Below are 22,945 nucleotides of genomic sequence, written 5' to 3'. Positions count from 1 at the left end.
AAGGCCTGAATAAGCGATAAAGTGTCAGGTTAAATCACAAACAATGTTCTAAAAACTACTGAATTTATTGGCAGGATATTTAACTCAAAACTCAAGCTATCTGAATTACTAAATGAATCTCGACTTTAGGGATCGTTTGCTCGTTATTGACATTGGGTGTTTTGCCGTAGGATGCCAGCGTAGCGGCGATCTGCCCTGGCGTAAATCTCGGAAGGTCCCGGTTGATCGACATCCGTTGCGTGACTTTGCCGCGTGTAAAATAAATATGATCGGTGCGCCATAATACAAGCTGTTCGGTTGCTGCGGAGCCAGCGGGTAAGCTAACCAGTTCTTCTACCAGCAAGGTATCTGCTTTGATATGGATCTGACAAAGCTGGTCGGCGCCCCAGCGGTTAAGGGGTTGCGCTGCGCCGCATAACGAAAGCGAAAATTCAGAAAAAACGGTTCGGCCTTTGAAGGTGGTTGCGTCTTTGGAGCCACAGACCACGAATATATGCTGATGCCCGATACCGAACGTGCCGGCGATGTTTCCATCAGGACAAGAACAAGCCGGTTTTTTGCTTTGCGCTGAAGCGTATACGGCTGCCAACAACAGCGCGCCTGTGAGAAAACGATGTGGTTTCATATTTAAGATAACAGCTGTGCAAGCCTTTGTGTTTTATATTGCGGCGGCGCTATTTTTGGATCAGCGCGCAGTACATATTACCGGACCCGTAGGCGGAGCGGCGTTCACTGACCCTGCTCACACGTTGGTAGCCCAGCAACGCGAAAAGCAATTTCAGTTTGTCAAAAGGGATGGGATAAGGTACCCAGGGATTACGCCGGTCCGTGTCGTATTCGATGATAATAAAACAAGGCTGAGCGCTAAACTGGGGTTCAAGCCGGGTGATCAAAGCGGCTTTATCCGCCACATAATGCAAGGCATTGGCGATCAAAATGCCGTCGAGTTCCTCGAGCTGAAGATTGTCCTTTACAAAGTCCGCCCGGACAAAATTAACTCTGTCGATATCCAGGCGCTGTCTTTCCCGGTCAACCGCGGTGATAGGGCTCCCCTCCGGCAATAATTCCGCTAAGGCCCGCGTAAAAGTGCCGTTGCCGCAGCCCAGGTCGGCCCAGTATTGCAGCTGGTTGCCTTTAACAGCATTTTTGATGAATGAAACAGCTTCCTCGTGGGTCATTGAACCGAAGATACCGAATACTTTTCTTTTGCCTTTACAAAATATCCAGGTCGCGCGCCACGTAATAACTGGGCACCAATAACCGGAAACCTGTCCCGCGTAATTTAGAAATATCAGTAATACCTTCAAAGGGGTCAGCCAGCGGCGCTTCCGGGACCTCAAAAGTATCCGCAGCCTTCCCCACGGAATCGGCCAGTTCATACAAGGTGATCGGCGCATCATCTGCGATATTGAAGATCTCCCCGTTCAAACCGTCGCGTTCCAGCAGCATGATCAAAGCCTGGGCCACATCCAAATGGTGCACCATGTGCATGCGCGAGCCGGAGTGGCGTTTCATCTTTTTGAGCAGCGGAATGATCTCTTCGATATGCGGGTCTTTATCCCCATAAACAAAGCCTAAACGCAGGACGCGCACATCCATTGCTGCCTTTAACAGCTCCTGCTCGGCCGCGATCTTGCTGGAAGCGTACGGCCTCGGGTCATTGCTATTCACCGGATCGTCCTCCCTTGCCGGGTGCCCGTAGCCGGAACCATACACATTGCTGGTACTGACAAACACAAAACGTTTGACACCCGCGGCCACTGCCGCATCGCCCAGCGCGATGGATCCTTCATGGTTGGTCCTGATAATCCCTTCGTTATCGGTAAACGTGCGGAACAATGCCGCCAAATGGATTACCGCGTCTACGTCTGCTAAAGCGGGCGTTAAACTGGCTGCATCAAAAAGGTCTCCGGTCACGACCTCGGCGCCAATTTCCGCTAATGCAACTGCCTTAGACGCGTCACGAACCAAAATACGCACGTCATAACCTTTGGCTAATAAACGCGGAACGAAGCGACTGCCGACCTTGCCGGTAGCCCCGGTAACTAAAATCTTCATAACCCAAAGATCGGGTTAATGCAGGCGCTGTTTAAACGATAATCAAACCAAATATTATGATTATCAAACCTTGCGCAGGGATTTAGGCGTAAGGCCCGTTAGCCGCTTGAAAAAGTTGTTGAAGTAAGTAGGGTAAGCAAAACCCAGCGCATAAGCAATATCCGCAACGCTCCAGTCGGTATGCTGTAAAAGCGCCTTAGCCTCGGCCACGATGCGCTCCGCGATATGTATCGAGGTGGGTTTGCCGGTAACCGTTTTCACAGCCCGGTTGAGGTAATTGATATGCACCGCCAGCTTTGCCGCAAAGTCCTGGGCCGTCCGCAGCCGGAGCGGTTCGGCGGTATGCTCGATGGGGAACTGTCTTTCCAGCAAGTCCATAAATAAATGCGTCATCCGCGCAGCACCGTTGAACGGTTGCTGCACAGGGGGCTGTATCGACAAAGCCTCATGAATGATCAGTTCGATACAGCTTTTGATCAAGTCGCCCTTATAGGCATAGTCGCCGTCCCGCGCGGCCAGCATCTTTTGGAAAATGCCCGTCATAAAAGCAGCCTGTTCGCTATTTAACCGGATAAGCGGGTTCTGCCCGGCGTTAAACAAGGGCGACTTCTTGACGATGGCCGGCATAAAAGCATCGGTGAAAATACAGGCGTAGCCTGCGGTTGACCGAGAACGGCGCAGCAGCGAACGGGGCACACGGGGGTTAACAAAAAATAATACGGTATCCCGCAGTTCTAATACTTCATCGCCATAACCGATGGTCATTTCGCCGGTGATCAGGCCCATTTTATAAAAATCCCGGCGGCCATGCACTGCCGGTACATCGACGTAAGCTGGTAGTGTATGTACTTTGAAGCCCTGCAGCCGAAGATCGGCCATATTGACGCCCGGTATTTCATCTATCATCCGCCAAAGTTACGCAAATCAAACTTTATTGATGGAATCAGCTCACACGCCGCTTTCCTTGCGCATCATGCTTAAGAACGCCGGCGTGATGCCCAAATAACAGGCGATCTGTTTTTGGGCGATGCGTTGCTCCAAGTCCGGGTAACGCTTACGGAACTCAAGGTAGCGTTCCTCGGCGGTTTTGTAGAGTTGAGAGGTAATGCGACGCTCGTACAGCTCGAAGCCATTTTGGCTGAGGATACGGAAAAAGCGCTCGAACTTCGGGATGGTTTCGAATAATTCTTCCAGGCTGGGAAGCGAGATATAGTACACCTCGCTGTCTTCCAGCGCCTGAATGGCGTTTGCTGAGGGTCTTGCATTAAAAAAGCTCACAATATCGCAGACCCACCAGTTTTCCGGGTAAAACCGATGATGTGGCCTTCACCGCTCTTATCTGTATAAAACATGCGCAGGCAGCCGCGCTTTACAAAGTAGATGTAGCGGTCGGTTTCTCCCGCCTGCAGCAGCCAGCTGCGCTTTTTCACTTCTTTGAGTTGAAAGAAGGCAAGCGCCTGCTCCTGTTCTTCAAGGGCAAGCGCTATGTGCATGGCAAAATTGTTCAGGATCAGCTGGTGCATAGGCTAAAGTAAGAAATTACAAGTCAAACCGCCGCGTCATGTACAGTTTGAGCTTGGCGGTAGCAGCCAACCGCAGCGGTTCGGCTATTTCATGGTAAGCCTCGCTTCGCGCCACGGTCAGAAATGTTTCGGCGCTGGCATACTCTACGATGGCAATGGCGTCCCATTCCTCACCTTCATCCGCTACGACGCTGGCTAATGCGTTGGTCGCGAGGTTTACTTTGGCTTCCAGCCCCAACGTTTTCACCACTTGGTTAAATGCCGGGAGGTATTCTTCCAGGTACAAGCGACGGTCCGCAAATTTAAGCATGTTCACCATCAGTACCGGTCCTGTGCCTGGCACGGTTTCCGGGATCTTTACCACTGTCTTTCTATTTTCCATAACACAAAGGTCGCCCCGCCGGGTAACAAAAAAGTTCAACTAGTTGAAGGTTTTAAAAAAGTATTTCCAAACGAATGACGTATATCTTTCGATCAGTGAGGTACGTTTCCTGACCAACAGGGACGCGATTTGGCAGGCCGGCTTAATTAAACGAATGGCGGAATTCCAACGGTGAGACGCTGGTCTTGGTCTTGAACAGTTTACTGAAAGATTGCAGGTGCTCAAAACCCAGCTCATAGGCGATCTCGCTGACCGACAGGTTCGTTGTCGAGAGTTTTTCCTTGGCCAGTTCGATCAGTTTATCATGCAAGTGCTGCTGGGTGCTTTGACCGGTCAGTGATTTGAGTAAGCCGCTTAAATACCCCGGCGAGATATGTAATGTTTCGGCAATATAGGTAACACTGGGTAAACCCTGTTTAGCTAAAGCACCGCTGTTGAAGTAGCCGGTTAATACATCCTCCAGGCGCGTCAAAAGTTCATGACTGGCGATCTTCCGGGTAATGAACTGGCGCTGGTAAAAACGCTCCGAATACGTCAGCAGGAGTTCCAGCTGCGCGATGATCACGCTGCCGCTGAACCGATCGATATTGGCCTGGTATTCCTGCTCGATGTTTTGCGCAATACTGTTCAGCATGCCTTCCTCCTTATCGGCTAAGAAAAGCGCTTCGTGGACCGAATAGGAAAAAAACTCGTATTGCCGGATGGTTTTGGCCAGTGGCGTATTCCATAAGAAGTCCGGGTGGATCAGGATCATCCAGCCTTCGGGCCGGTGAACCGCGCCCTTTTCCAGCTCAACGCCAAAAACCTGGCCGGGGGCCATAAAGAACAAAACACCTTCATCGAAATCGCTGGCCTGCTGGCCGTATTTGAACTTTACGCCCGGCATTCTTTTCATCGCGATCGAATAGAAATCATAAATGATGCTATAAGGCCCTTCGATGAGCGGCTTCTTCATGTCCTCCATATGAACGACACTGATCAGCGGGTGCGCCGGCTTGGGCAGGCCCGCAGCCCGGTGGTATTCCGTGATCGTTTTAAACTTGAAAAGCTGCGGGTTGCTCATAACGCTAAATTTACGTTTATTTTTTATTGGGTATACATGCCGTTCTCAATATCAGCCAGCAAGGTCGGATGCGTTGGTTGCCAGTTCAGGGTTTGCCGGGTCCACTCACTTGATGAAGGGCAGTCGATGCCCGCCATATGCGCGAACCAGCCAAAATGCTCGGCGGCTGCTTCCGGGTTAATCGACCTTACCGGCAGGCCCAGTTGTTTACCGATGGCTTCGGCAATAGCTTTCACCGTGATCGCCTCTTCCGCCGAAGCATGATAACGCATGCCGGGTTCCGCATTCTCTAAAGCCAAACGAAATAGCCTGGCCGCATCTAAACGGTGCACCGCATTCCAGCGGTTTTGGCCTTCGCCGATATAAGCCGAAAAGCCTTTCTCGCGGGCGGTCTTCACCAGGATCGGCACGAAGCCATGATGATCCCCCTCACCATGCACCGAAGGCGACAAGCGTACCGAGGCTGCACCAACAGCATCACCTGTTTGCTCCGAAGCCCGCGGCCAGGCCGGGTTGACCGGCGGTTTGATATCCTCCGTCGCCAGTTGTCCCGGGCTGACCAATGCCGTACCTGAAGTAACGATAAAGGGGCGGCCCGAACCTGCCAATACCGCGCCAATGGTTTGGATGGCTACCTTGTCTACTTCGCAGACTTCCGCGAAACGGTTAAAATCATGGATAAAACCGGCATGGATCACGCCGTCTGCCTGTGCGGCGCCGGTACGTAAACTTTCCAGGTCTTCCAGGTCGCCGCGCAGCACTTCTGCACCTGCATCAATTAGTTTTTGGGCTGATGCTTCCGAGCGCGCCAGCCCAAGCACCTCGTGCCCTGCACTTAATAATTCCTGCACGATGGCAGTTCCGATGAAGCCAGTGGCTCCGGTAACAAATACTTTCATAAGTCTTCTGTTTTGATGAACAAAGATGACCCGTTTTGGCTTGCGGGATTTAGCCAAATCTGCTTTTGATTTAGCCGGATCCGTATAAAAGATCCCCGCGTAACTGATCAATTATCCTAATGAATAGCAATTAAGATCAATGGTACCTGTGGGATTACCCTTATCCTCACGTGTGTATTTGAAAACAACTAAACTCATAACGGAAATATGGTCGGTTACTTGCGGGCACCTTCGTGCTGAACAAATAATCATAAAACGATGAAAACGATTTTTATATCAGGCTAAAGGCTGGAAGGCCAATGCTACCGTGCGTGATCTGGATAACGCCCCCGGCTAAACCGCCGATGATATTTTTTGAAGAGTTTCATAGTGCTTATTTAAAGACGGTTTGTGCTTTTTTGAGTGTTTTTTCCAGATCGATGCCTTCGCCTAGTACGCCGTGGAACAAGTCTCCCGTCTCTTTGAGGCGGCCAAGGGCGTTGTGAATGTTGAAATGCTGGGTGGTTAAACCAGGCTTCACTTCGTCCCAACTCAGCGGCATGGACACGGTCGCGCCGGGTTTGGGGCGCAGCGAATATGGCCCGGCAATCGTGGCACCGGGGCGGTTCTGTAGAAAGTCCAGGTACATTTTACCATTTCGAGCGGCAATGCTGCGCTCCAGGCTGGTATAGTCGGGTATTTGTCTGTGCACCAGCTTGACAATGATATTGGCAAAGAGCTGTGATTGCTGGTAAGTATATTTTGCTTCCAGCGGAATGTAAATGTGCATGCCCGTAGAGCCGGAAGTTTTGGGATAGCTGGGGACATCAATGGCGTCCAGTATATCTTTGGTTATCCTTGCGGCTTCGACGACCTGATCATAAGTGTGTTTATCCGGGTCAAGATCGATCACGCAGTAATCGGGATTATCCGGTGTTTCAGCCCGGCTGAACCAGGGATTGATCTCGATGCAGCCTAATGAATTCATCCAGAGCAGGCTGGCCTCATCTGTACCTACTAAATATTTGGTCACTTTGCCTTCATCGGTCACATGATCACATCTCCTATGATATAATTTATCACACAATTCAAATTACTTACAGCGCTTTCGGTTTGAAATACGCATGTTTCAAACAATTACTAATTGATTTTAAAGTAATTAAAATCCATCCTACTCTTGAAATAAAAAAGTTCATTATCAATTCCAGGTATAAGAAACTCTTTGATAAGACGATATTACCTGAAATAAAAAAAAGGAAAATAGGCGTTGAAGAATTAAAAACTTCGTTAGAGCAACAGCAACTATTTGGTGAGGAGGCGGAAAGATTTGTTTTGAAATTTGAACATGAACGATTAAATGGTAATAAACCAATAGATTGGTAGCAGAATATTCAGTAGCAGAGGGTTATGATATCGCGTCCTTTAACACAGAGGAATCAATAAGTAATGATCGATTCATAGAAGTTAAATCTTTCAATGGTCAACCATATTTTTTTTGGTCAAGAAATGAAATTGATATTGCGCGAATTAAAAAGCACGATTATTACCTGTATTTAGTTGATCGTTTAAAAATCAATGATATAGATTATATTCCCACGATAATTCAAAATCCCCATTCTGAAGTTCTTATGAAAGAAGAAGTATGGGATCAAAGAATTGAAAAGATTAGGTTTAGTTTAAAGTGATTTTTTTTAACTGTGGTTCCAAGAAAGAATAATTTGCTCTAAGTCTTCAGCCACTACTTTTAAATCCCCTTTGGCGATAGCAATTTGGGGAGTAAATTGCGGAGCGTTACTGTTGCGTTGTAAATCTTTGAGGTTAACCACATAGATACTGTCTTCCAGATCGTACAATTTTGGATCTTCCGAAATTATGTAAACGTCTTCTGCGTTCTCATCGTCCAAAGGCATTATTATCTTACATATTTGTCCAACGTTGGTTGGAGTTATGATTACTTCTTGCATATTCAAATTTATTTATTTTTTCAGTTCTATTCCGTTGACTATAAGTGTCAATGCTTTCATTTTTTTAAGGTAAAAGATATTAACCGCTAAATGATTTAACTTCATTTAGCGGTCTTTATCAGTACAAAGTAGATTAATGTCCTAACCGTTCTTGAAGGTTTCGCATATCTTCTTTTAATTTCCTTTCTACAACTCTCGCATATATTTGAGTAGTTGTAATTTTAGTATGGCCCAAAATCTTACTCACGGTTTCAATCGGTACACCATTTGAAAGTGTAACAGTAGTTGCAAACGTGTGCCTGGCAATATGAAAGGTCACCTTTTTGGTGATATTGCATAAGTCGGCTATCTCCTTTAAATAACTATTGACCTTTTGATTAGATACTGTAGGAAATACCCGGCCATCCGAAAGTGATCTTATGTTATCCTCGTATTTATCCAAAATATTTAGTGCTGGTGGAAGTAGCGGTACATTAACAGGTATTAGTGTCTTTTCACGGCAAGTCCTAATCCATCGTTCGCCGTCGCTACCGGCAATGATGTGAGCCGGCGTTAAGTTGATCATATCTACATAGGACAAACCCGTATAGCAACAAAAGACAAACATATCCCGTACCATATCCAGCCTGGCAATTGACAGCTTTTTCTTTTCCATGTCCGCCAATTCCTTTTCAGATAATTGTTCACGGTTAACTTTTAAAATCTTCAATTTGTATGTGGCAAAGGGATCGTTGTTAATCCATTGTAAGTTCAATGCCAGATTAGTCATTTTCTTGAGCCTGATTATATGCTTCATTACACCATTATTATTTAGTGGCTGCTGGTGGTCTTTAGGTTTATGGGTGCGGAGAAACACCTCAAAATCTTTTACAAACTTATAGTCTAACTGATGTAAGTAAATATCCGTAGCATTAAATTGAGCTTCCAGAAACTTCACCAAATACCGTTGGGTGACATAATAATGTTTAAGTGTGCTCCACTTTAAGTCTTCAGTAGAAGTTTCGTTATGGTACGTTATAAGACGGCTCAAAGAATAAACCTGGGCTTCTTCCCCAAGGTATAGGTCTTTTACTGCCTTTGCTGATAACATTTTCCTTTTGATCTGAAGTTCTTTGTAGCTATTGCCAATGGCAAGCCTTACTTCCTCCAGGTAATTGTTAATGGATTTGACTTCCTCCTTATTCCCTTTGGCGGCACCTTTACCGCCATCCCAATTTTTAGGGTCAACATTTTGCTTCAAAGCGATGTAAGCGCGTTGACGGTTTACCGTCACGCAGGCATAAATTGGTTCTTTTCCGTCTTTGGCTTTGTCTGGACGGGTGGTAAAATGAATGCCGAACGACTGTGATGTTTGCATAAAATTTAATTTTTAAGTTTTAAATGTTTCATACTTCATCCCGTTTTTAGGTAACACAATAGGTAACACAAATGCAACATAAGCCATTTAGAAAAGCAACTTTTATCGCTGTAACAAACTGTAATTCAATTTATTGAATGGGTTTGTGTTACCTAAGTTAAAAACAAAAAACAGGTAGTCGGATAGGTAACGAGAACTTAGGCTTTACAAAGGGTTGGTAAGGGGATAATTAATGAAAAAACCCCTTAAATCAATGATTTAAGGGGTTCTACCGCCTCGCCAGAGTCGGATTTGTGCGCCCACCTGGGCTCGAACCAGGGACCAAAAGATTATGAGTCTTCTACTCTAACCGACTGAGCTATAGGCGCCGGAATTTTGTTGTGTTTTTCCGGGTGCAATTTTACATATTTGCGCTCAATTAGCCAAATCAAATATGCAAAACATCAAAAATATCATCTTCGACTACGGTAACGTTATATTTAGTATTGATTTTAAACGTGTACAAGCTTCATTCAAAACATTGGGTATTAATAACGTAGATGAGTTTTTCGGTCACCTGCAGCAAGACCCTATTTTTGATCTTTTCGACCGCGGGCAGATCACTTCAGCAGAGTTCAGGGATCGTGTTCGTGAAAAAATCGGCAACCCTAACCTTACCGATCAGCAGATTGATGATGCATGGAACAGTATTTTGGTTGGCGTTGCCGATGGTAATCACGATTTATTATTGAAGCTGAAAGACAAATACCGCACTTTCCTGCTCAGTAATATTAACGATATCCACTACAATTTTATCATGAAATACCTGAAACGTGATTTCGGGTTCGATAATAACAATCACTTATTTGAGAAAGCGTATTACTCACACTTAACAGGCAAACGCAAACCTGAATTAGCGATATTTAAACAAGTACTCGAAGAGAACAACCTGAAGCCCGAGGAAACGCTATTTATTGATGATAGTCCGCAGCATTTGGCAGCTGCACAACAGTTAGGTATCAATACCTTTTTAATGACTGCACCTGATACCATCCAGGCTTATTTTAAACGAAACGGGTTATTAGATTAATCCTAAAATAAAAAAGCCGGTTAAATCAATGATCTAACCGGCTTTTTCATATCGTTCTGCAATTATTTCGCCTCTGTGTAGGTATCTACCATTTGTATAGAACCGTCTGCGTTGTGATGCAACTCGGTAACCTTCACATTCCGTAAATGGGTTTTGCCGGATAGTTCGGTATCATGGTAAAATATATACCATTTACCTTTAAATTCTACTATCGAGTGGTGAGTTGTCCAGCCTTGTACGGGTTTCATAAACACACCTTTATAAACAAACGGCCCCCAGGGGTTATTGCCTATAGCGTATGCCAACAAATGTGTGTCACCAGTTGAATAGGTGAAATAATATTTGCCTTTATACTTATGCATCCATGATCCTTCAAAGAAACGGCGATCATGGTCTTTAGTTAATAGAGGTTTGCCTGCGGCATCAACAATTACCACATCTTTTACCTTGCCGTCAAACTCCAGCATGTTGCCTTTTAATTTGGCTACCTTGCAGGTTAGGGCAGGTTCATCATCGTGCATTAAATCTGTTTTAGAGCCGTTGGCATCATATTTACCGGTAGCCCATCTCTGTAGCTGGCCGCCCCAGATCCCACCAAAGTACATATAGGTGCTGCCATCTGTATCAGTAAATACAGCAGGGTCAATACTAAAGCTACCCGGAATTGGCTTGGGTTGTGCTTTAAACGGGCCAGCAGGATTCTTAGACGTAGCTACCCCTATCCTGAAAATGTCATTCTTATCCTTTACAGGGAAGTACAGATAATAGGTACCGTTTTTATAAGCAGCATCGGGCGCCCAAAGCTGACGACCGGCCCAGGGAATATCCTTAATATCCAACGCTACACCATGATCGGTAACAGGCCCACCTATCCTATCGAGCGACAAAATATGGTAATCACGCATGGCGAAGTGGTCACCGTTATCATTTTCGGCTATACCTGCATCAATATCATGCGATGGATAAATGTAAATCTTTCCGTTAAAAACATGTGCCGATGGGTCGGCTGTATAAATAGATTTGATTAGGGGTTCCGAAAGGTATTTTACTTTCGGCTTGTTTTGCGCCTGCAATTTACCTGCACCTAAGGCAAATACAGCGCAGAGCAATACTGCTGATGATCTTCTTTTCATAATTAGGAATAATATCGGTTTATTAATAATTGAGGCTATGCAATCGATTGTAAATATAGAAATATTTATTGCCTGTCAAATGCATTTTATATCAATGATCTTTTAATCCCCATCTCCAATCCGCGTAACTCTGCCAGGCCTTTTAAACGGCCAATTACCGAATAACCGGGATAAGTATCATAATTATAATCGTCCAATATTTTATGGCCGTGATCAGGGCGCATAGGGATGGCAATATCACTTCTACCCTGTTCTTTCCTTTTCAATTGTTCAGTTACAATCGCCTTCATCACGGCGTACATATCGGTACTTCCATTTAAGTGATCAGCTTCATAGAAACTACCTGAAACCTCCCTTTTCACATTACGGAGATGTAAAAAGTGGATATGCTCGCCTAAACGGGAAATGATGCCAGGAATATCATTGTCACCCCTGGCACCCAGTGAGCCTGTACAAAGCGTAATACCATTACTTGTTGACGGGCAGGCTTCTACAATAGCTTTTAAATCCGTCTCTGTTGATGCCACTCTCGGCAAACCCAGAATCGGAAATGGTGGGTCGTCTGGGTGGATGCACATCTTAATACCCAATTTCTCGGCATGCGGAATAATGGCTCTTAAAAAATAAAACAGATTTTGTTGCAAGGCAGCGCTATCTGTTTCGCTGTATTTTTTCAGATATTCTTTAAATTCCGGAATGGTAAACACCTCATCTGTACCGGGCAAGCCTGCTAAAATAGTATTGGTTAACAGTTCTTTTTCTTCTGCTGTTAAGCCATCCAGATAACTTTTGGCTTCTAATTGTTGTTGCGGGGTAAACTCGTTGAAAGCTTCCGGTCGTTCTAATATATATAGGTCGAATGCAACTACAGCAGCAGCTTCATATCGCAAGGCTGATGCATTATTAGGCAGTCTGTAATCGAGATGGGTACGCGTCCAATCCAGCACGGGCATAAAATTGTAGCAAACAGTGTCTATACCAGCTTCTGCCAGGTTTTGTAAGGTAACAATGTAGTTCTCAATATACTGTTCGCGCTCTGCACGGCCGAGTTTTATACTTTCATGTATATTAACGCTTTCAACCACTCTCCATCTAAAGCCTGCATTTTCAATTATGGCTTTACGGGTGTTAATTTCTTCTATCGTCCACACATCACCGCATGGAATATGGTGTAAGGCTGATACTATGCCGGTTGCACCGGTTTGCCTAATAGCCTGTAAACTAACCGGATCTGAAGGCCCGAACCAGCGGAAAGTTTGCTCTAAATCTGGGATTATCATCAATTTATAATATTGGTTTAAACAAATGTATAAATTTGCGCAATCGATTGTATTATTTTATAAATTAGTAGCACAATTATATCCCTTTTCAGCAAGGCCAAATTAAATGAAAGTAAGCATCTCTTCTATCCTGCTATTTTGTACTTTGTTTTGTAATGCACAAAGCAAAATAGTGAATCCTATACTGGCAGGTTTTTATCCCGATCCCAGCATTTGCTTTGATGGTAAAAGTTATTACCTCATTAATTCAACCTTCGCTTTCTTCCCCGGCATTCCTGTTTTTAAAAGTGATGATCTGGTCAACTGGAAACAAATAGGAAACGTAATCAGTAAGCCATCGCAAATGGATTTTATGGACGAGCGTTTAACACGCGGCCTGTTTGCCCCTGCCATTAATTACCATAACGGGCTTTATTATGTTACCTGTACCGATATTGATCATCTTGGCAACTTTGTAGTTACGGCTAAAAATCCCGCAGGACCCTGGAGTAATCCCGTTGCGTTGCCCGATGCAAAAGGTATTGATCCATCTTTATTTTTTGATGATAACAAAGCTTATATCGTTTACAACAGCGATGCACCCGACAATAAACCCTTATATGAGGGCCACCGTACTATCAGGATGTATGAATTTGATCCTGTAAATCTTAAAACTTTAGGTGCTGAAATCCAACTGGTAAACGGCGGGGTTGATATTACTAAGAAACCTGTTTGGATTGAAGGCCCGCATATCTATAAACACAATGGGTATTATTATTTGATGGCTGCCGAAGGCGGCACATCAGTTAACCATTCTGAAGTTATTTTCAGAAGCAAATCGGTTACAGGGCCTTATATACCTTACGAGCATAACCCCATTTTAACCCAACGCGATTTAGACCCCAACAGGAAAAATCCGGTCACATCAACCGGGCATGCAGATTTAGTACAAGGCCCCGATGGCAATACCTATGCTATATTTTTAGGTGTACGCCCTTATGAAGGCGATTATTACAATACCGGCCGCGAAACCTTTATGGCACCTGTAAAATGGCAGAACGACTGGCCAATTATTAATCCCGGCTTTGCCGAAGTGCAGCATACTTACGCAGTGCCATTTGCGGGCAAAAAACCATTAGGCAATGGCCCTTTTTTACATGGCAATTTTGCAGAAAGAATAGATTTCAAAACAGGTATCCCACAATCGCTATTATTTCTGCGGACGCTTGATACTACCTGGTACAAAACAGGAAAGGATGGTTTAACTATCAATCTTAAACCTGAGACTTGCATGGAAAACGGTAACCCTGCTTTCATCGGTCGCAGGCAGCAACATTTAATCTGTTCGGCCAGTACCGAGATAGCATTTAACGCCACGGCCGAAAATGAGAAAGCCGGCCTAATTATTTTGGCTAATGAATTTCACTTCTATTATATCTGCAAATCTGTCAATAGTAAGCATGAGCCGGTTATCCAGCTCTTTAAAGGAGATCAGCAGAATAAGAATATGGTATTGGTTACAGAAGAACGCACATTAGTTAGCAACAAACCTGTTTCGTTCCGCATTAATGCCAAAAACGATCAGTACACTTTCGAATATGCTATCGAGCAAAATCAATGGAAAGCATTGGGTACACAGATGGATGGTAAATTTTTAAGCACTAAGGAAGCAGGTGGCTTTACAGGCTCCTTATTTGGCTTGTACACTACGTCATCTGGTAAGATCTCAACCAACAAAGCATTATTTAAATGGCTCGATTATAAGGGGAATGATACAGTATACAAACAATAACAGGATTCAACAATCGATTATTAACGTTTAAATTTAGCTCTTAATTAATTTTATATTTATCTGATACACCAAAAACAGATCATGATGGGTGGAGAAAAAGAAACAACGATTTATGACATAGCCGACAAGCTGAATATTTCTGCAGCTACGGTGAGCCGCGCCCTGAAAGATCATCCACGGGTTAATAAAAACACCAAAAAGTTGATCATTAAAACGGCTGCCGAAATGGGCTACCGCTCCAACTCGTTCGCCAGTAATTTGCGTAAAAAAAGTAGCAATATCATCGGGCTTATTGTGCCGAGACTGAACAGTAATTTCATGTCTGATGTTATTGCCGGTATCGAGAAGGTTTTGAATAATAACGGCTACAATCTCTTCATCAGCCAATCGCTCGAAACCATGACCAAGGAAATATCAAATGCTAATGCGATGCTGGTTAACCGGGTTGATGGGTTGATGGTTTCGCTGGCTTATGATACCACCAATATCGATCACTTCGAACCTTTTATTAAACGCAATATCCCGATCATATTTTTCGACCGGGTTTTTGAACAGGATGCTTGTCCGCAAATCTATATTGATAATTATAAGGCAGGTTACGAAATAACCTCGCACCTTATTAAACAGGGATCTAAGCGCATTGTACATATTACGGCCAGCCAGTTACGTAAGGTTTATGCCGATCGTTTAGCAGGTTACAGAAAGGCACTGGAAGATAACGGCATTGAGTTTAACGACGACCTGGTGATCATTAACAACCTGAGCAGCGAGGCCGGGCACGAGGCAGCCAACCATATCTTACAAATGGATCCCCTACCCGATGGCGTATTTTCTGCCAATGATATTTGTGCTGTAAGCTGTATGCAAACACTAAAAAAGAACGGCATTAGCTTACCTGCTGATATGGCTTTCGCAGGTTTTAACAACGACCCGCTTACCTGTGTAATAGAACCCAACTTGACTACCATTAATTACAAGGGCTACGAAATGGGCGAAGTGGCCGCCAAACAAATGATTAGTCGCTTGATGAGCAAAGATGAGCTTGAGCCTGCCCATAGCTTAATACTTAAATACGAACTGATTGTGCGCGAATCATCGCTCCGCGGCAATCATAATTCCCCTAATAATACTTTAAATGAACCTCAAAGCTAAAACAGCAATAATAACCGGTGGCGCCTCTGGCTTAGGCCTGGCAACCACCAAAAAATTCACTGAAGCAGGTATTAAAACCATTATAGTTGGCCGCGATGAAAGCAAGTTACAGGCAGCTGCCAAAGCCTTCGGCGAACTTTGTGTTTATAAAGTCTGCGACCTGAGCCAGATCGAATCTATACCGAACCTTGTTAATGAAATTATTGCCGAACATGGCGTGCCTGATATACTGGTAAACAACGCGGGCATCAACATGAAAAAACCTTTTGCTGAGGTAAGTAACGACGATTTTCAAGGCATTATACAAACCAATCTTACTTCGGTGTTTGTGTTAAGCCGCGAAATTGTAAAGCAAATGACCATTGTTGGCAGCGGTTCTATCGTCAATATCAGCTCCATGGCATCGCAATACGGCATCCCTTATGTAATTGCTTACACGGCCACTAAATCGGCCATTGAGGGGATGACACGCGCTATGGCTACCGAACTTTCACCGCAGGGCATCCGGGTTAACTGTGTAGCACCCGGTTTTATTGCTACAGATATGTCGGCCAAGGCATTGGATAATGATCCTGCACGCAAACAAAAAGTATTATCACGCACCCCAATGGGTAAACTGGGTGTGCCCGAAGATATTGCCGATGCGGTGTTATTCCTGGCATCAGACGCGGCCAAATACATTACTGGTGTGGTGTTACCGGTAGATGGTGGAAACTCGGTGGGGTTTTAATTCGGCAATTTGTTAATAAATGGCTTGTCACACTGAGCTCCGTCGAAGTGTCGCGCGCAGAGGCCTGCCCACCATGCTTCGACGGAGCTCAGCATGACACCCATTTTCTTATAAATTAAAAAGGCGTCCATTAGGACGCCTTTTTAATTTAGTACTCTCTTCATTGACGGCAAATCAACAAATAAACTCATCAACAAATCGATTCTTCTCATTAGCTAATTGACAAATCGACAAATTAACTAATTGACCCTCTACCAAAAGATAGAGTATAATGCCACAATAATTCCGCATAAAATTAAAGCTCCGGCGGTAAATGCCCTGTTAGTTTTAAACATGCTGCTATCTATTTCTAAGCCATTGGCTTTAACGCCGCGGGCATTTTCTATCATCGAAATGATATACATACCCACAACGCAGATCAGGAATACAAAACCCATACGGTCAAGGAATGGGATTTCATAAATACCTGCGTCACTCTTTTTAGAGAAACCCGTTGGTGCCAGGAAAGCAAGATTAGCAAACGTTGGTAAAAACTTAAAGAATACCGACAGGATGAAACCACCAACCGCGCTGAACACTGCAGCAGATGATGTAGTTTTTTTCCAGAAGAAGCCCAGGATAAACATGGCAAATATACCCGGCGATACAAAACCTGTATACTCTTGTATGTACTGGAAACCACCTTTTTTATCGATACCTAAAAAAGGCGAAATGATGATACCCAGTACCATGGCAACAACCACGGCAATTTTACCTGTTGTTACCAAACTTTTATCGGTAGCGGCAGGGTTAATTGCTTTCTTATAAACATCAAGCGTAAAAATGGTAGCAATACTATTGGCTTTACCCGCTAATGAAGCTACTACCGCTGCTGTTAAAGCTGCAAATGATAAACCTTTTAAACCGGCAGGTAACAGGTTTAATAATACAGGATACGCCCTATCCGGGTTAACCTCGCCGCCTTGGATCAAGTCTGCGTGGAACAAATCTTGCTTGTAAAGCACATAAGCCGCAATACCCGGCAATACCACAATAACAGGCATCAGTAATTTTAAACAGGCAGCAAAGAGGATACCTCCACGTGCAGTTTTTAAGTTAGCGCCCAATGCACGTTGGGTAATGTACTGGTTACAACCCCAATAGTTAAGGTTCACAATCCACATACCGCCTAACAGTACAGTGAGGCCCGGCAAGTCCATATAACTTGGGTTATCCTTCTTCAATATCATGTGGAAGTGATCGTTCGCCTTATTCATCATCAAACTAAAGCCGTTAAGCACACCGGTTTGGCCAAAGTGTGTAGCTACCTGGTTCAAAGCGATATAGGTAGTTACCAAACCACCCAGTATCAGGAAGAAAACCTGGATAACATCGGTAAAACCGATCACTTTCATACCGCCCAGTGTAATGATGATAGCGAAAATGGCCAGTCCCCATAAACAAACCTGGAAATTAATACCGGATATAGAATTTACGGCCAAAGCACCTAAGTATAAAATTGAGGTAAGGTTAACAACAATATACAACAGCAGCCAAAAGATAGCCATAATCATAGCAACGGTGCCATTATACCTTTGCGAAAGGAATTGCGGCATGGTAAAAATTTTATTCTTGAGGTAAACAGGAATAAAAAATACGGCTACGATAATGAGGGTAATAGCGGCCATCCACTCATAAGTTGCTATGGCCAAGCCCATCTTAAAACCAGAACCACTCATACCGATCATTTGCTCGGCCGAAATATTGGAGGCAATAAGCGAAGCGCCGATAGCCCACCAGGTGAGTGACCCTTCGGCCAAAAAGTAATCCTTAGAGGTGGCATCGGCATTGTGTTTGCGCTTGTACACCCAAAAACCGTAGCTGGCTACGATAATAAAATACACGAAAAATACGACGTAATCGCTGTTGGATAGTCTATTCATTTTTTATACTTAGGTTTAATTGTCTGGTTAGGACTTGGTTTAAATTTGTCTGGTTGACAATTATAATTATATAAACCGATTAATCAAATTTTCAAGGTATTCTTGTTTTCCACTAATTGTGGCAGGTTCACCATTTTCTGCTGCGAAGTTGCGCAGGTCTTCCAATGTCAGTTTACCTTCTTCAAATTCTTTACCTTTTCCACCATCAAATGAAGCGTATCTTTCGGTACGGATCTTTTTGTAATCAGATTTTTGCAGGATGTTATCGGCAATAGTCAGTGCACGTGCAAAAATGTCGATACCACCAATGTGTGCATAAAATAAATCCTGAGGATCGGTTGAGTTACGACGGATCTTGGCATCGAAATTAATACCACCACCTTGTAAACCACCGGCTTCCAGAATAATCAGCATTGATTCTGTGATCTCGTTAATGTCATTAGGGAACTGATCTGTATCCCAGCCATTCTGGTTATCGCCGCGGTTAGCATCGATAGAACCCAATAAACCGGCATCAGCAGCAACCTGTAACTCGTGCTGGAAAGTATGGCCTGCCAGTGTAGCGTGGTTAACTTCCAGGTTCAGTTTAAAGTCGTTCAACAGATCATATTTCTGCAGGAAACCCAGTACGGTAGCCGCATCATAATCATATTGGTGTTTAGTTGGCTCGCAAGGTTTTGGTTCGATAAAGAAAGTACCTTTAAAGCCTTGTTTGCGGGCATAGTCTTTAGCTGTGTGCAAAAATTTAGCAAAATGCTCCTGCTCGCGTTTCATGTTGGTATTTAGCAACGACATATAACCTTCACGGCCACCCCAGAATACGTAGTTTTCGCCACCCAGAGCAATTGTAGCATCCAATGCAGCTTTAACCTGTGCACCACCATGAGCCAATACATGAAAATCTGGATTGGTTGAAGCACCATTCATATAACGGCGGTGAGAGAACAGGTTGGCAGTACCCCAAAGTAATTTAACACCACTGGCGGCTTGTTTTTCTTTAGCATACTCAACCAGCGCGTTTAAACGACGCTCGTTTTCTTTAATATCATTGGTATAATCAACCACATCTACATCATGGAAACAGTAGTATTTAAGGCCCAGTTTGGTAATAAATTCAAACGCTGCATCCATTTTATCTTTAGCGCGTTCAACCGCATCAGCTTTAGCATCCCAAGGGTGGATGTGTGTTGGCTCGCCAAACGGATCACCGCCGTTACCTACAAACGAGTGCCAGTAAGCCACTGCAAAACGCAGGTGATCTTGCATGGTTTTGCCTGCAATAACCTTGTTGGCATCGTACCATCTAAAGGCAAATGGGTTATCACTTTGTGGCCCCTCGTAAGCTATCGCGCCTATACCTTTAAAAAATTCTTTTTCTCCTGTAATAATATTTGACATGTTGTAAAAAAATTGGATTCGTTGTAAATAATATGTTTTTTATAAGATCTCGAGTTGTCGTTCTAGCAGCGTTTTCCACTCCTGGTAAATGGTTTCCATGTTTTCGCCGTTAGGTTGTATCAGCTGAATTGGCTTCATATTGGCAAAAGCTTCAGCCTCTGTTTTATAAGTTCTGGCCCCTATGCCTGCACCTAATGCCGCCCCAACGCTGCCATCGTTTTTATAAAGTTCTACAGGTACGCCCGTAACATTTACAAAGCTTTGGGCGAAAACATCGCTTAAAAATAGGTTGGCTTTACCCGCCCTGATGATAGATGGCGACATGCCGTTCTCACGCATAATGTCCAACCCGTAACGGAAAGCAAAAGCTATCCCCTCCTGCACCGCACGGAAAATATGTGCCTGTGTATGCAGATTAAGATCGATGTTATGAAAATGCACACCTACCAGTTTGTTATTGAGCATCCGCTCTGCACCATTACCAAAAGGCAAAATGCGCAGTCCATCGCTGCCAACCGGGATACTTTGTGCCAGATCATTCATTTCCTTGTAGCTGATGGCCGAGCCAAACAAGTTTTTAGCCCAGCGGTTTAAGCTGCCCGTACCGTTGATGCAAAGCAGTACGCCTAAACGTTTCTGCTCTTCGGCATAATTAACGTGGGCGAAGGTGTTTACACGCGATTGCTGATCGTAAGTCAGTTCATCACTCACACCATAAATAACACCGGATGTACCTGCTGTAGCAGCCACCTCGCCAGGTTGCAATACATTTAACGATAAGGCATTATTAGGCTGATCGCCTGCTTTATAAGTAAGCGGAATGCCTGCTTTTAAACCCAATAATTGTGCAACTTTTTCCGTAACATAGCCATGTTCTGAAAACACAGGTAGTATCTCAGGGAACAGATCTTTACTGAACCCGAAATAATTGATGATATCTTCGGAAAGCGTTCCGTTTACAAAATCGTAGAAAACGCCTTCTGATAGTGATGATACCGAACTGGTGATACTACCGGTTAATTTCATACCGATAAAATCGCCGGGCAGCATAAACTTGGCTATTTGTGCATAAACCTCAGGCTCATTTTCTTTAACCCAGGCCAGTTTTGATGCTGTGAAGTTTCCTGGCGAATTAAGCAGGTGTGCGAGGCAATGCTCCTCACCTATGGTTTCAAATGCTTTATTGCCTATCTCAACCGCGCGACTATCGCACCAGATAATACTGTCGCGCAAAACATTTTGATCTTTATCAACCAGTACCAAACCATGCATTTGGTAGGCAATACCAATAGCGCCAATATCCTGCGGATTATAGCTGCCGCTTTGATTGGCAATTTGGATGGCTTTTTGAGTTTGATCCCACCACATCGACGGCGATTGCTCTGCCCAGCCCGACTGCAGCGACTTTATCGGCGATTCTGTATCGGGGTATTGTGCCGTAGCCACTGCTTGCTGCGTAGCTGCGTCAACAACAGAAACCTTAACAGACGAAGTTCCGATATCGATTCCTAACAATAACATATTTTTGGTTTATAACAGGTTTAAAACTGCATTAGTAATCAACGAAATTAAATTAATTTTTGAATATGCAATCGATTGTTGAAATTTATTTTTTGCATTTTTACTTTTTGATATATGAAACCTAAAAAGAGAACAACAATTTATGACATTGCCCAAAAACTCAATGTCACCCCATCATCTGTATCGCGTGCGCTTAACAACAGCAACTATGTTAATGAAGCCACCAAGAAGCTGATCTTAAAAACAGCAGAAGAGCTTAATTATAAGCGCAATACGATGGCATCTAACCTGCGCAAGGGTCAATCTAAAACCATTGGTGTTGTTGTTCCGCGTATAAATCAGAACTACTTTGCCAACATTATCGCCGGCATTGAGGATGCAACTTATAAGCAAGGTTATAACCTGATTATCTGCCAGTCGAACGAATCGTATGAAAAAGAAGTGCAATCAATCAATACATTGATCAATCAGCATGTGGATTGTATCGTGATCTCGGTTTCTATCGAGAGCAATAACCACAAACATTTACAAAATGTGTTGGATCAAAATATTCAGCTCATCCAGTTCGACCGTGTGGCCGATGAACTGGAAACCCTTAAAGTAATTAACGATAACGAACAAGCCTCTTTTGAAGCAGTAGACCACATGATTGAGCAGGGTTACAAACGCATTGCCTTGCTGGAAGGCCCGCAGAACGTTGATATATTCCGCCAGCGTAAGAAGGGGTATCTGCAGGCACTGGCCAAGCACAACATACCGGTAATTGACGAGTTAATTGTAGAAAACACCTGGACTAAAGAGCTCGGTGCCAAAGGAACCCGCCAACTACTAAGTTTACCAGAACCACCTGATGCCATATTCGCCTCAGTTTCCGATTTCTCGGCACTTGGTGTATTGGAAGTTGCTACAGATATGAACTTTAAAGTACCGTCACAACTGGGCATTTGCGGCTATTCTAATGAGGATTTTACGGAGATTACCAGTCCATCTATTACCACCATAGATCAGTTTAGCTTTTATATGGGTAAAACGATAGCTAACCTTTACTTCCAGGAGATGGAGAATAACGATACTGTTGTGGTGCCGAAAATTATCAGCATTAAGCCTAAGTTGATTATCAGGTCTTCGACGATGAAGAAGAAAGGGAAATAAAAATGCTCGTCATTGCGAGGAACGAAGCAATCCCCGACCTATTAGCAGTAACCTTAATAGCTTAGAAACTACGATGCAAGTGTTGTGCTTTAATGAATGTCAGTCCCGCTCAATCGCCGCGGGTTGGGCTGTTACTTTTGGCTTGATCCAAAAGTAACCAAAAGATCAAGACGCAAAAAAGCTCCACCGCACATTCCACTACACGGCCACGCTTTTGCGTCTAGGCCACCGCTCGCATGGTTAGATTTGCACGACGTTGCTGTCGCAAGTTATGCTCTCATAAGTGAAACCTTACTGAAGTATTATCGCAAGTCTTCAACTTGCGGTAGCGAGTATTTTTTTAATTCCTTAAAAAAATATTAATTTCAACTCGTTAATTTATAAGCCGATACATTCATGGATAATCAACCAACACTAAACACCCCACTTCAGAATCACCACAAAAAGGAGTGGAAAAAGCCAACAATAGAAATCATCAACGAATATAATATCGAAAGCGGAAACATCAATTTTGGACCAGAAGGTGTACAATTTCCAGGTACAACCAATACACACTTTAGATGGCAGCAGAGCCACAGCTAATTATCTATTA

The 22,945-nt window shown here is 44.0% G+C and carries 24 protein-coding genes and 1 tRNA gene; 7 read left to right on the top strand and 18 right to left on the bottom strand.

Translation table 11 applies throughout. The features are described from left to right. Positions 1–91 precede the first annotated feature (91 nt). The 10 genes from PQO05_RS09880 to PQO05_RS09835 form a co-directional block, all read right to left on the bottom strand. Positions 92–625 carry a hypothetical protein gene (locus PQO05_RS09880; protein ID WP_273632600.1) on the bottom strand — a complete coding sequence of 178 codons (534 nt, stop codon included), beginning with the start codon at positions 623–625 and terminating at the stop codon, positions 92–94. Positions 626–674: 49 nt separating this feature from the next. After that, entirely contained in the window at positions 675–1,178 is a 504-nt protein-coding gene (locus PQO05_RS09875; RefSeq protein ID WP_273632598.1) for a class I SAM-dependent methyltransferase, read from the bottom strand. A gap of 34 nt (positions 1,179–1,212) precedes the next feature. Further along, on the bottom strand, positions 1,213–2,058 hold the full coding sequence (locus PQO05_RS09870) for an NAD-dependent epimerase/dehydratase family protein (protein ID WP_273632596.1): 846 nt from the start codon (positions 2,056–2,058) through the stop codon (positions 1,213–1,215). 63 nt (positions 2,059–2,121) lie between these two features. Next, on the bottom strand, positions 2,122–2,964 hold the full coding sequence (locus tag PQO05_RS09865) for a helix-turn-helix domain-containing protein (protein WP_273632594.1): 843 nt from the start codon (positions 2,962–2,964) through the stop codon (positions 2,122–2,124). Positions 2,965–3,006: 42 nt separating this feature from the next. After that, entirely contained in the window at positions 3,007–3,336 is a 330-nt protein-coding gene (locus PQO05_RS09860) for a Crp/Fnr family transcriptional regulator (RefSeq protein ID WP_273632592.1), read from the bottom strand. Beyond that, positions 3,333–3,581, bottom strand: a complete 249-nt coding sequence (locus tag PQO05_RS09855) for a cyclic nucleotide-binding domain-containing protein (protein WP_273632589.1) — start codon at positions 3,579–3,581, stop codon at positions 3,333–3,335. The genes PQO05_RS09860 and PQO05_RS09855 overlap by 4 nt, the downstream gene beginning before the upstream one ends. A 16-nt stretch (positions 3,582–3,597) precedes the next feature. Continuing rightward, entirely contained in the window at positions 3,598–3,963 is a 366-nt protein-coding gene (locus PQO05_RS09850; RefSeq protein ID WP_273632587.1) for a DUF1330 domain-containing protein, read from the bottom strand. A 142-nt stretch (positions 3,964–4,105) separates the two neighbouring features. After that, positions 4,106–5,026, bottom strand: coding sequence for a helix-turn-helix domain-containing protein (locus PQO05_RS09845; RefSeq protein ID WP_273632585.1), 921 nt, complete (start codon positions 5,024–5,026; stop codon positions 4,106–4,108). Positions 5,027–5,049: 23 nt separating this feature from the next. Then, positions 5,050–6,036, bottom strand: coding sequence for an SDR family oxidoreductase (locus PQO05_RS09840; protein WP_273632583.1), 987 nt, complete (start codon positions 6,034–6,036; stop codon positions 5,050–5,052). A 262-nt stretch (positions 6,037–6,298) separates the two neighbouring features. Then, positions 6,299–6,955 (bottom strand): DNA polymerase domain-containing protein, encoded by a 657-nt coding sequence (locus PQO05_RS09835; RefSeq protein WP_337943084.1) that lies wholly within the window; start codon positions 6,953–6,955, stop codon positions 6,299–6,301. A 325-nt stretch (positions 6,956–7,280) separates the two neighbouring features. Between PQO05_RS09835 and PQO05_RS09830 the strand changes: the two genes are divergently transcribed. Then, a complete protein-coding gene (locus tag PQO05_RS09830; RefSeq protein WP_273632581.1) occupies positions 7,281–7,589 on the top strand; it encodes a protein NO VEIN domain-containing protein in 309 nt (102 codons plus the stop codon). A gap of 6 nt (positions 7,590–7,595) precedes the next feature. On the opposite strand, the gene PQO05_RS09825 is transcribed toward PQO05_RS09830, so the two are convergent. The 3 genes from PQO05_RS09825 to PQO05_RS09815 all read right to left on the bottom strand — a co-directional run bounded on the left by PQO05_RS09825 (position 7,596) and on the right by PQO05_RS09815 (position 9,593). Beyond that, positions 7,596–7,868, bottom strand: coding sequence for a hypothetical protein (locus tag PQO05_RS09825; RefSeq protein ID WP_273632579.1), 273 nt, complete (start codon positions 7,866–7,868; stop codon positions 7,596–7,598). Positions 7,869–8,001: 133 nt separating this feature from the next. Next, entirely contained in the window at positions 8,002–9,225 is a 1,224-nt protein-coding gene (locus tag PQO05_RS09820) for a site-specific integrase (protein ID WP_273632577.1), read from the bottom strand. 294 nt (positions 9,226–9,519) lie between these two features. After that, a tRNA-Ile gene (locus tag PQO05_RS09815) sits at positions 9,520–9,593 on the bottom strand. 65 nt (positions 9,594–9,658) lie between these two features. Here PQO05_RS09815 and PQO05_RS09810 point away from each other — a divergent pair. Beyond that, on the top strand, positions 9,659–10,294 hold the full coding sequence (locus PQO05_RS09810) for an HAD family hydrolase (RefSeq protein WP_273632575.1): 636 nt from the start codon (positions 9,659–9,661) through the stop codon (positions 10,292–10,294). Positions 10,295–10,356: 62 nt separating this feature from the next. On the opposite strand, the gene PQO05_RS09805 is transcribed toward PQO05_RS09810, so the two are convergent. Both PQO05_RS09805 and uxuA read right to left on the bottom strand, forming a co-directional pair. After that, positions 10,357–11,427, bottom strand: coding sequence for a glycoside hydrolase family 43 protein (locus PQO05_RS09805; RefSeq protein ID WP_273632573.1), 1,071 nt, complete (start codon positions 11,425–11,427; stop codon positions 10,357–10,359). Between the two features lie 86 nt (positions 11,428–11,513). Further along, a complete protein-coding gene (gene uxuA / locus PQO05_RS09800) occupies positions 11,514–12,707 on the bottom strand; it encodes a mannonate dehydratase (RefSeq protein WP_273632571.1) in 1,194 nt (397 codons plus the stop codon). A 106-nt stretch (positions 12,708–12,813) separates the two neighbouring features. Between uxuA and PQO05_RS09795 the strand changes: the two genes are divergently transcribed. From PQO05_RS09795 to PQO05_RS09785, 3 genes are all read left to right on the top strand, one after another. Further along, positions 12,814–14,478 carry a glycoside hydrolase family 43 protein gene (locus PQO05_RS09795; protein WP_273632570.1) on the top strand — a complete coding sequence of 555 codons (1,665 nt, stop codon included), beginning with the start codon at positions 12,814–12,816 and terminating at the stop codon, positions 14,476–14,478. A gap of 81 nt (positions 14,479–14,559) precedes the next feature. Further along, on the top strand, positions 14,560–15,630 hold the full coding sequence (locus tag PQO05_RS09790; RefSeq protein WP_273632568.1) for a LacI family DNA-binding transcriptional regulator: 1,071 nt from the start codon (positions 14,560–14,562) through the stop codon (positions 15,628–15,630). After that, positions 15,614–16,360, top strand: a complete 747-nt coding sequence (locus PQO05_RS09785) for an SDR family NAD(P)-dependent oxidoreductase (protein ID WP_273632566.1) — start codon at positions 15,614–15,616, stop codon at positions 16,358–16,360. The genes PQO05_RS09790 and PQO05_RS09785 overlap by 17 nt, the downstream gene beginning before the upstream one ends. Before the next feature lie 251 nt (positions 16,361–16,611). Here PQO05_RS09785 and PQO05_RS09780 read toward each other — a convergent pair whose 3' ends face one another. The 3 genes from PQO05_RS09780 to PQO05_RS09770 form a co-directional block, all read right to left on the bottom strand. Further along, positions 16,612–18,282, bottom strand: a complete 1,671-nt coding sequence (locus PQO05_RS09780; RefSeq protein ID WP_273632564.1) for a sodium/sugar symporter — start codon at positions 18,280–18,282, stop codon at positions 16,612–16,614. A 66-nt stretch (positions 18,283–18,348) separates the two neighbouring features. Then, positions 18,349–19,680 (bottom strand): xylose isomerase, encoded by a 1,332-nt coding sequence (gene xylA, locus PQO05_RS09775; protein ID WP_273632562.1) that lies wholly within the window; start codon positions 19,678–19,680, stop codon positions 18,349–18,351. Positions 19,681–19,719: 39 nt separating this feature from the next. Further along, on the bottom strand, positions 19,720–21,201 hold the full coding sequence (locus tag PQO05_RS09770; protein ID WP_273632560.1) for a xylulokinase: 1,482 nt from the start codon (positions 21,199–21,201) through the stop codon (positions 19,720–19,722). A gap of 114 nt (positions 21,202–21,315) precedes the next feature. Here PQO05_RS09770 and PQO05_RS09765 point away from each other — a divergent pair, with 114 nt between their 5' ends. Next, the gene (locus tag PQO05_RS09765; protein WP_273632558.1) at positions 21,316–22,353 is read left to right on the top strand and encodes a LacI family DNA-binding transcriptional regulator; all 1,038 of its coding nucleotides are present in this window, start codon (positions 21,316–21,318) and stop codon (positions 22,351–22,353) included. Positions 22,354–22,749: 396 nt separating this feature from the next. After that, a complete protein-coding gene (locus PQO05_RS09760; RefSeq protein WP_273632556.1) occupies positions 22,750–22,935 on the top strand; it encodes a hypothetical protein in 186 nt (61 codons plus the stop codon). The last annotated feature ends 10 nt before the right edge of the window (positions 22,936–22,945 follow it).

The organism is Mucilaginibacter jinjuensis (assembly GCF_028596025.1).
In the GTDB taxonomy this organism is placed as follows: Bacteria; Bacteroidota; Bacteroidia; order Sphingobacteriales; family Sphingobacteriaceae; genus Mucilaginibacter; species Mucilaginibacter jinjuensis.
The sequence above is the reverse complement of the archived record's forward strand: the minus strand, read 5'-3'. Positions and strand labels throughout refer to the sequence as shown.

What these genes read in the sequence shown, in the direction of transcription:
- xylA (WP_273632562.1), bottom strand. Translation starts at nt 19,680, where the DNA reads ATGTCAAATATTATTACAGGAGAAAAAGAATTTTTTAAAGGTATAGGC.
- PQO05_RS09820 (WP_273632577.1), bottom strand. Translation starts at nt 9,225, where the DNA reads ATGCAAACATCACAGTCGTTCGGCATTCATTTTACCACCCGTCCAGAC.
- PQO05_RS09875 (WP_273632598.1), bottom strand. Translation starts at nt 1,178, where the DNA reads ATGACCCACGAGGAAGCTGTTTCATTCATCAAAAATGCTGTTAAAGGC.
- PQO05_RS09790 (WP_273632568.1), top strand. Translation starts at nt 14,560, where the DNA reads ATGATGGGTGGAGAAAAAGAAACAACGATTTATGACATAGCCGACAAG.
- PQO05_RS09760 (WP_273632556.1), top strand. Translation starts at nt 22,750, where the DNA reads ATGGATAATCAACCAACACTAAACACCCCACTTCAGAATCACCACAAA.
- PQO05_RS09785 (WP_273632566.1), top strand. Translation starts at nt 15,614, where the DNA reads ATGAACCTCAAAGCTAAAACAGCAATAATAACCGGTGGCGCCTCTGGC.
- PQO05_RS09850 (WP_273632587.1), bottom strand. Translation starts at nt 3,963, where the DNA reads ATGGAAAATAGAAAGACAGTGGTAAAGATCCCGGAAACCGTGCCAGGC.
- PQO05_RS09855 (WP_273632589.1), bottom strand. Translation starts at nt 3,581, where the DNA reads ATGCACCAGCTGATCCTGAACAATTTTGCCATGCACATAGCGCTTGCC.
- PQO05_RS09880 (WP_273632600.1), bottom strand. Translation starts at nt 625, where the DNA reads ATGAAACCACATCGTTTTCTCACAGGCGCGCTGTTGTTGGCAGCCGTA.
- PQO05_RS09825 (WP_273632579.1), bottom strand. Translation starts at nt 7,868, where the DNA reads ATGCAAGAAGTAATCATAACTCCAACCAACGTTGGACAAATATGTAAG.
- PQO05_RS09780 (WP_273632564.1), bottom strand. Translation starts at nt 18,282, where the DNA reads ATGAATAGACTATCCAACAGCGATTACGTCGTATTTTTCGTGTATTTT.
- PQO05_RS09845 (WP_273632585.1), bottom strand. Translation starts at nt 5,026, where the DNA reads ATGAGCAACCCGCAGCTTTTCAAGTTTAAAACGATCACGGAATACCAC.
- PQO05_RS09865 (WP_273632594.1), bottom strand. Translation starts at nt 2,964, where the DNA reads ATGATAGATGAAATACCGGGCGTCAATATGGCCGATCTTCGGCTGCAG.
- PQO05_RS09765 (WP_273632558.1), top strand. Translation starts at nt 21,316, where the DNA reads ATGAAACCTAAAAAGAGAACAACAATTTATGACATTGCCCAAAAACTC.
- PQO05_RS09805 (WP_273632573.1), bottom strand. Translation starts at nt 11,427, where the DNA reads ATGAAAAGAAGATCATCAGCAGTATTGCTCTGCGCTGTATTTGCCTTA.
- PQO05_RS09870 (WP_273632596.1), bottom strand. Translation starts at nt 2,058, where the DNA reads ATGAAGATTTTAGTTACCGGGGCTACCGGCAAGGTCGGCAGTCGCTTC.
- PQO05_RS09810 (WP_273632575.1), top strand. Translation starts at nt 9,659, where the DNA reads ATGCAAAACATCAAAAATATCATCTTCGACTACGGTAACGTTATATTT.
- PQO05_RS09795 (WP_273632570.1), top strand. Translation starts at nt 12,814, where the DNA reads ATGAAAGTAAGCATCTCTTCTATCCTGCTATTTTGTACTTTGTTTTGT.
- uxuA (WP_273632571.1), bottom strand. Translation starts at nt 12,707, where the DNA reads ATGATAATCCCAGATTTAGAGCAAACTTTCCGCTGGTTCGGGCCTTCA.
- PQO05_RS09770 (WP_273632560.1), bottom strand. Translation starts at nt 21,201, where the DNA reads ATGTTATTGTTAGGAATCGATATCGGAACTTCGTCTGTTAAGGTTTCT.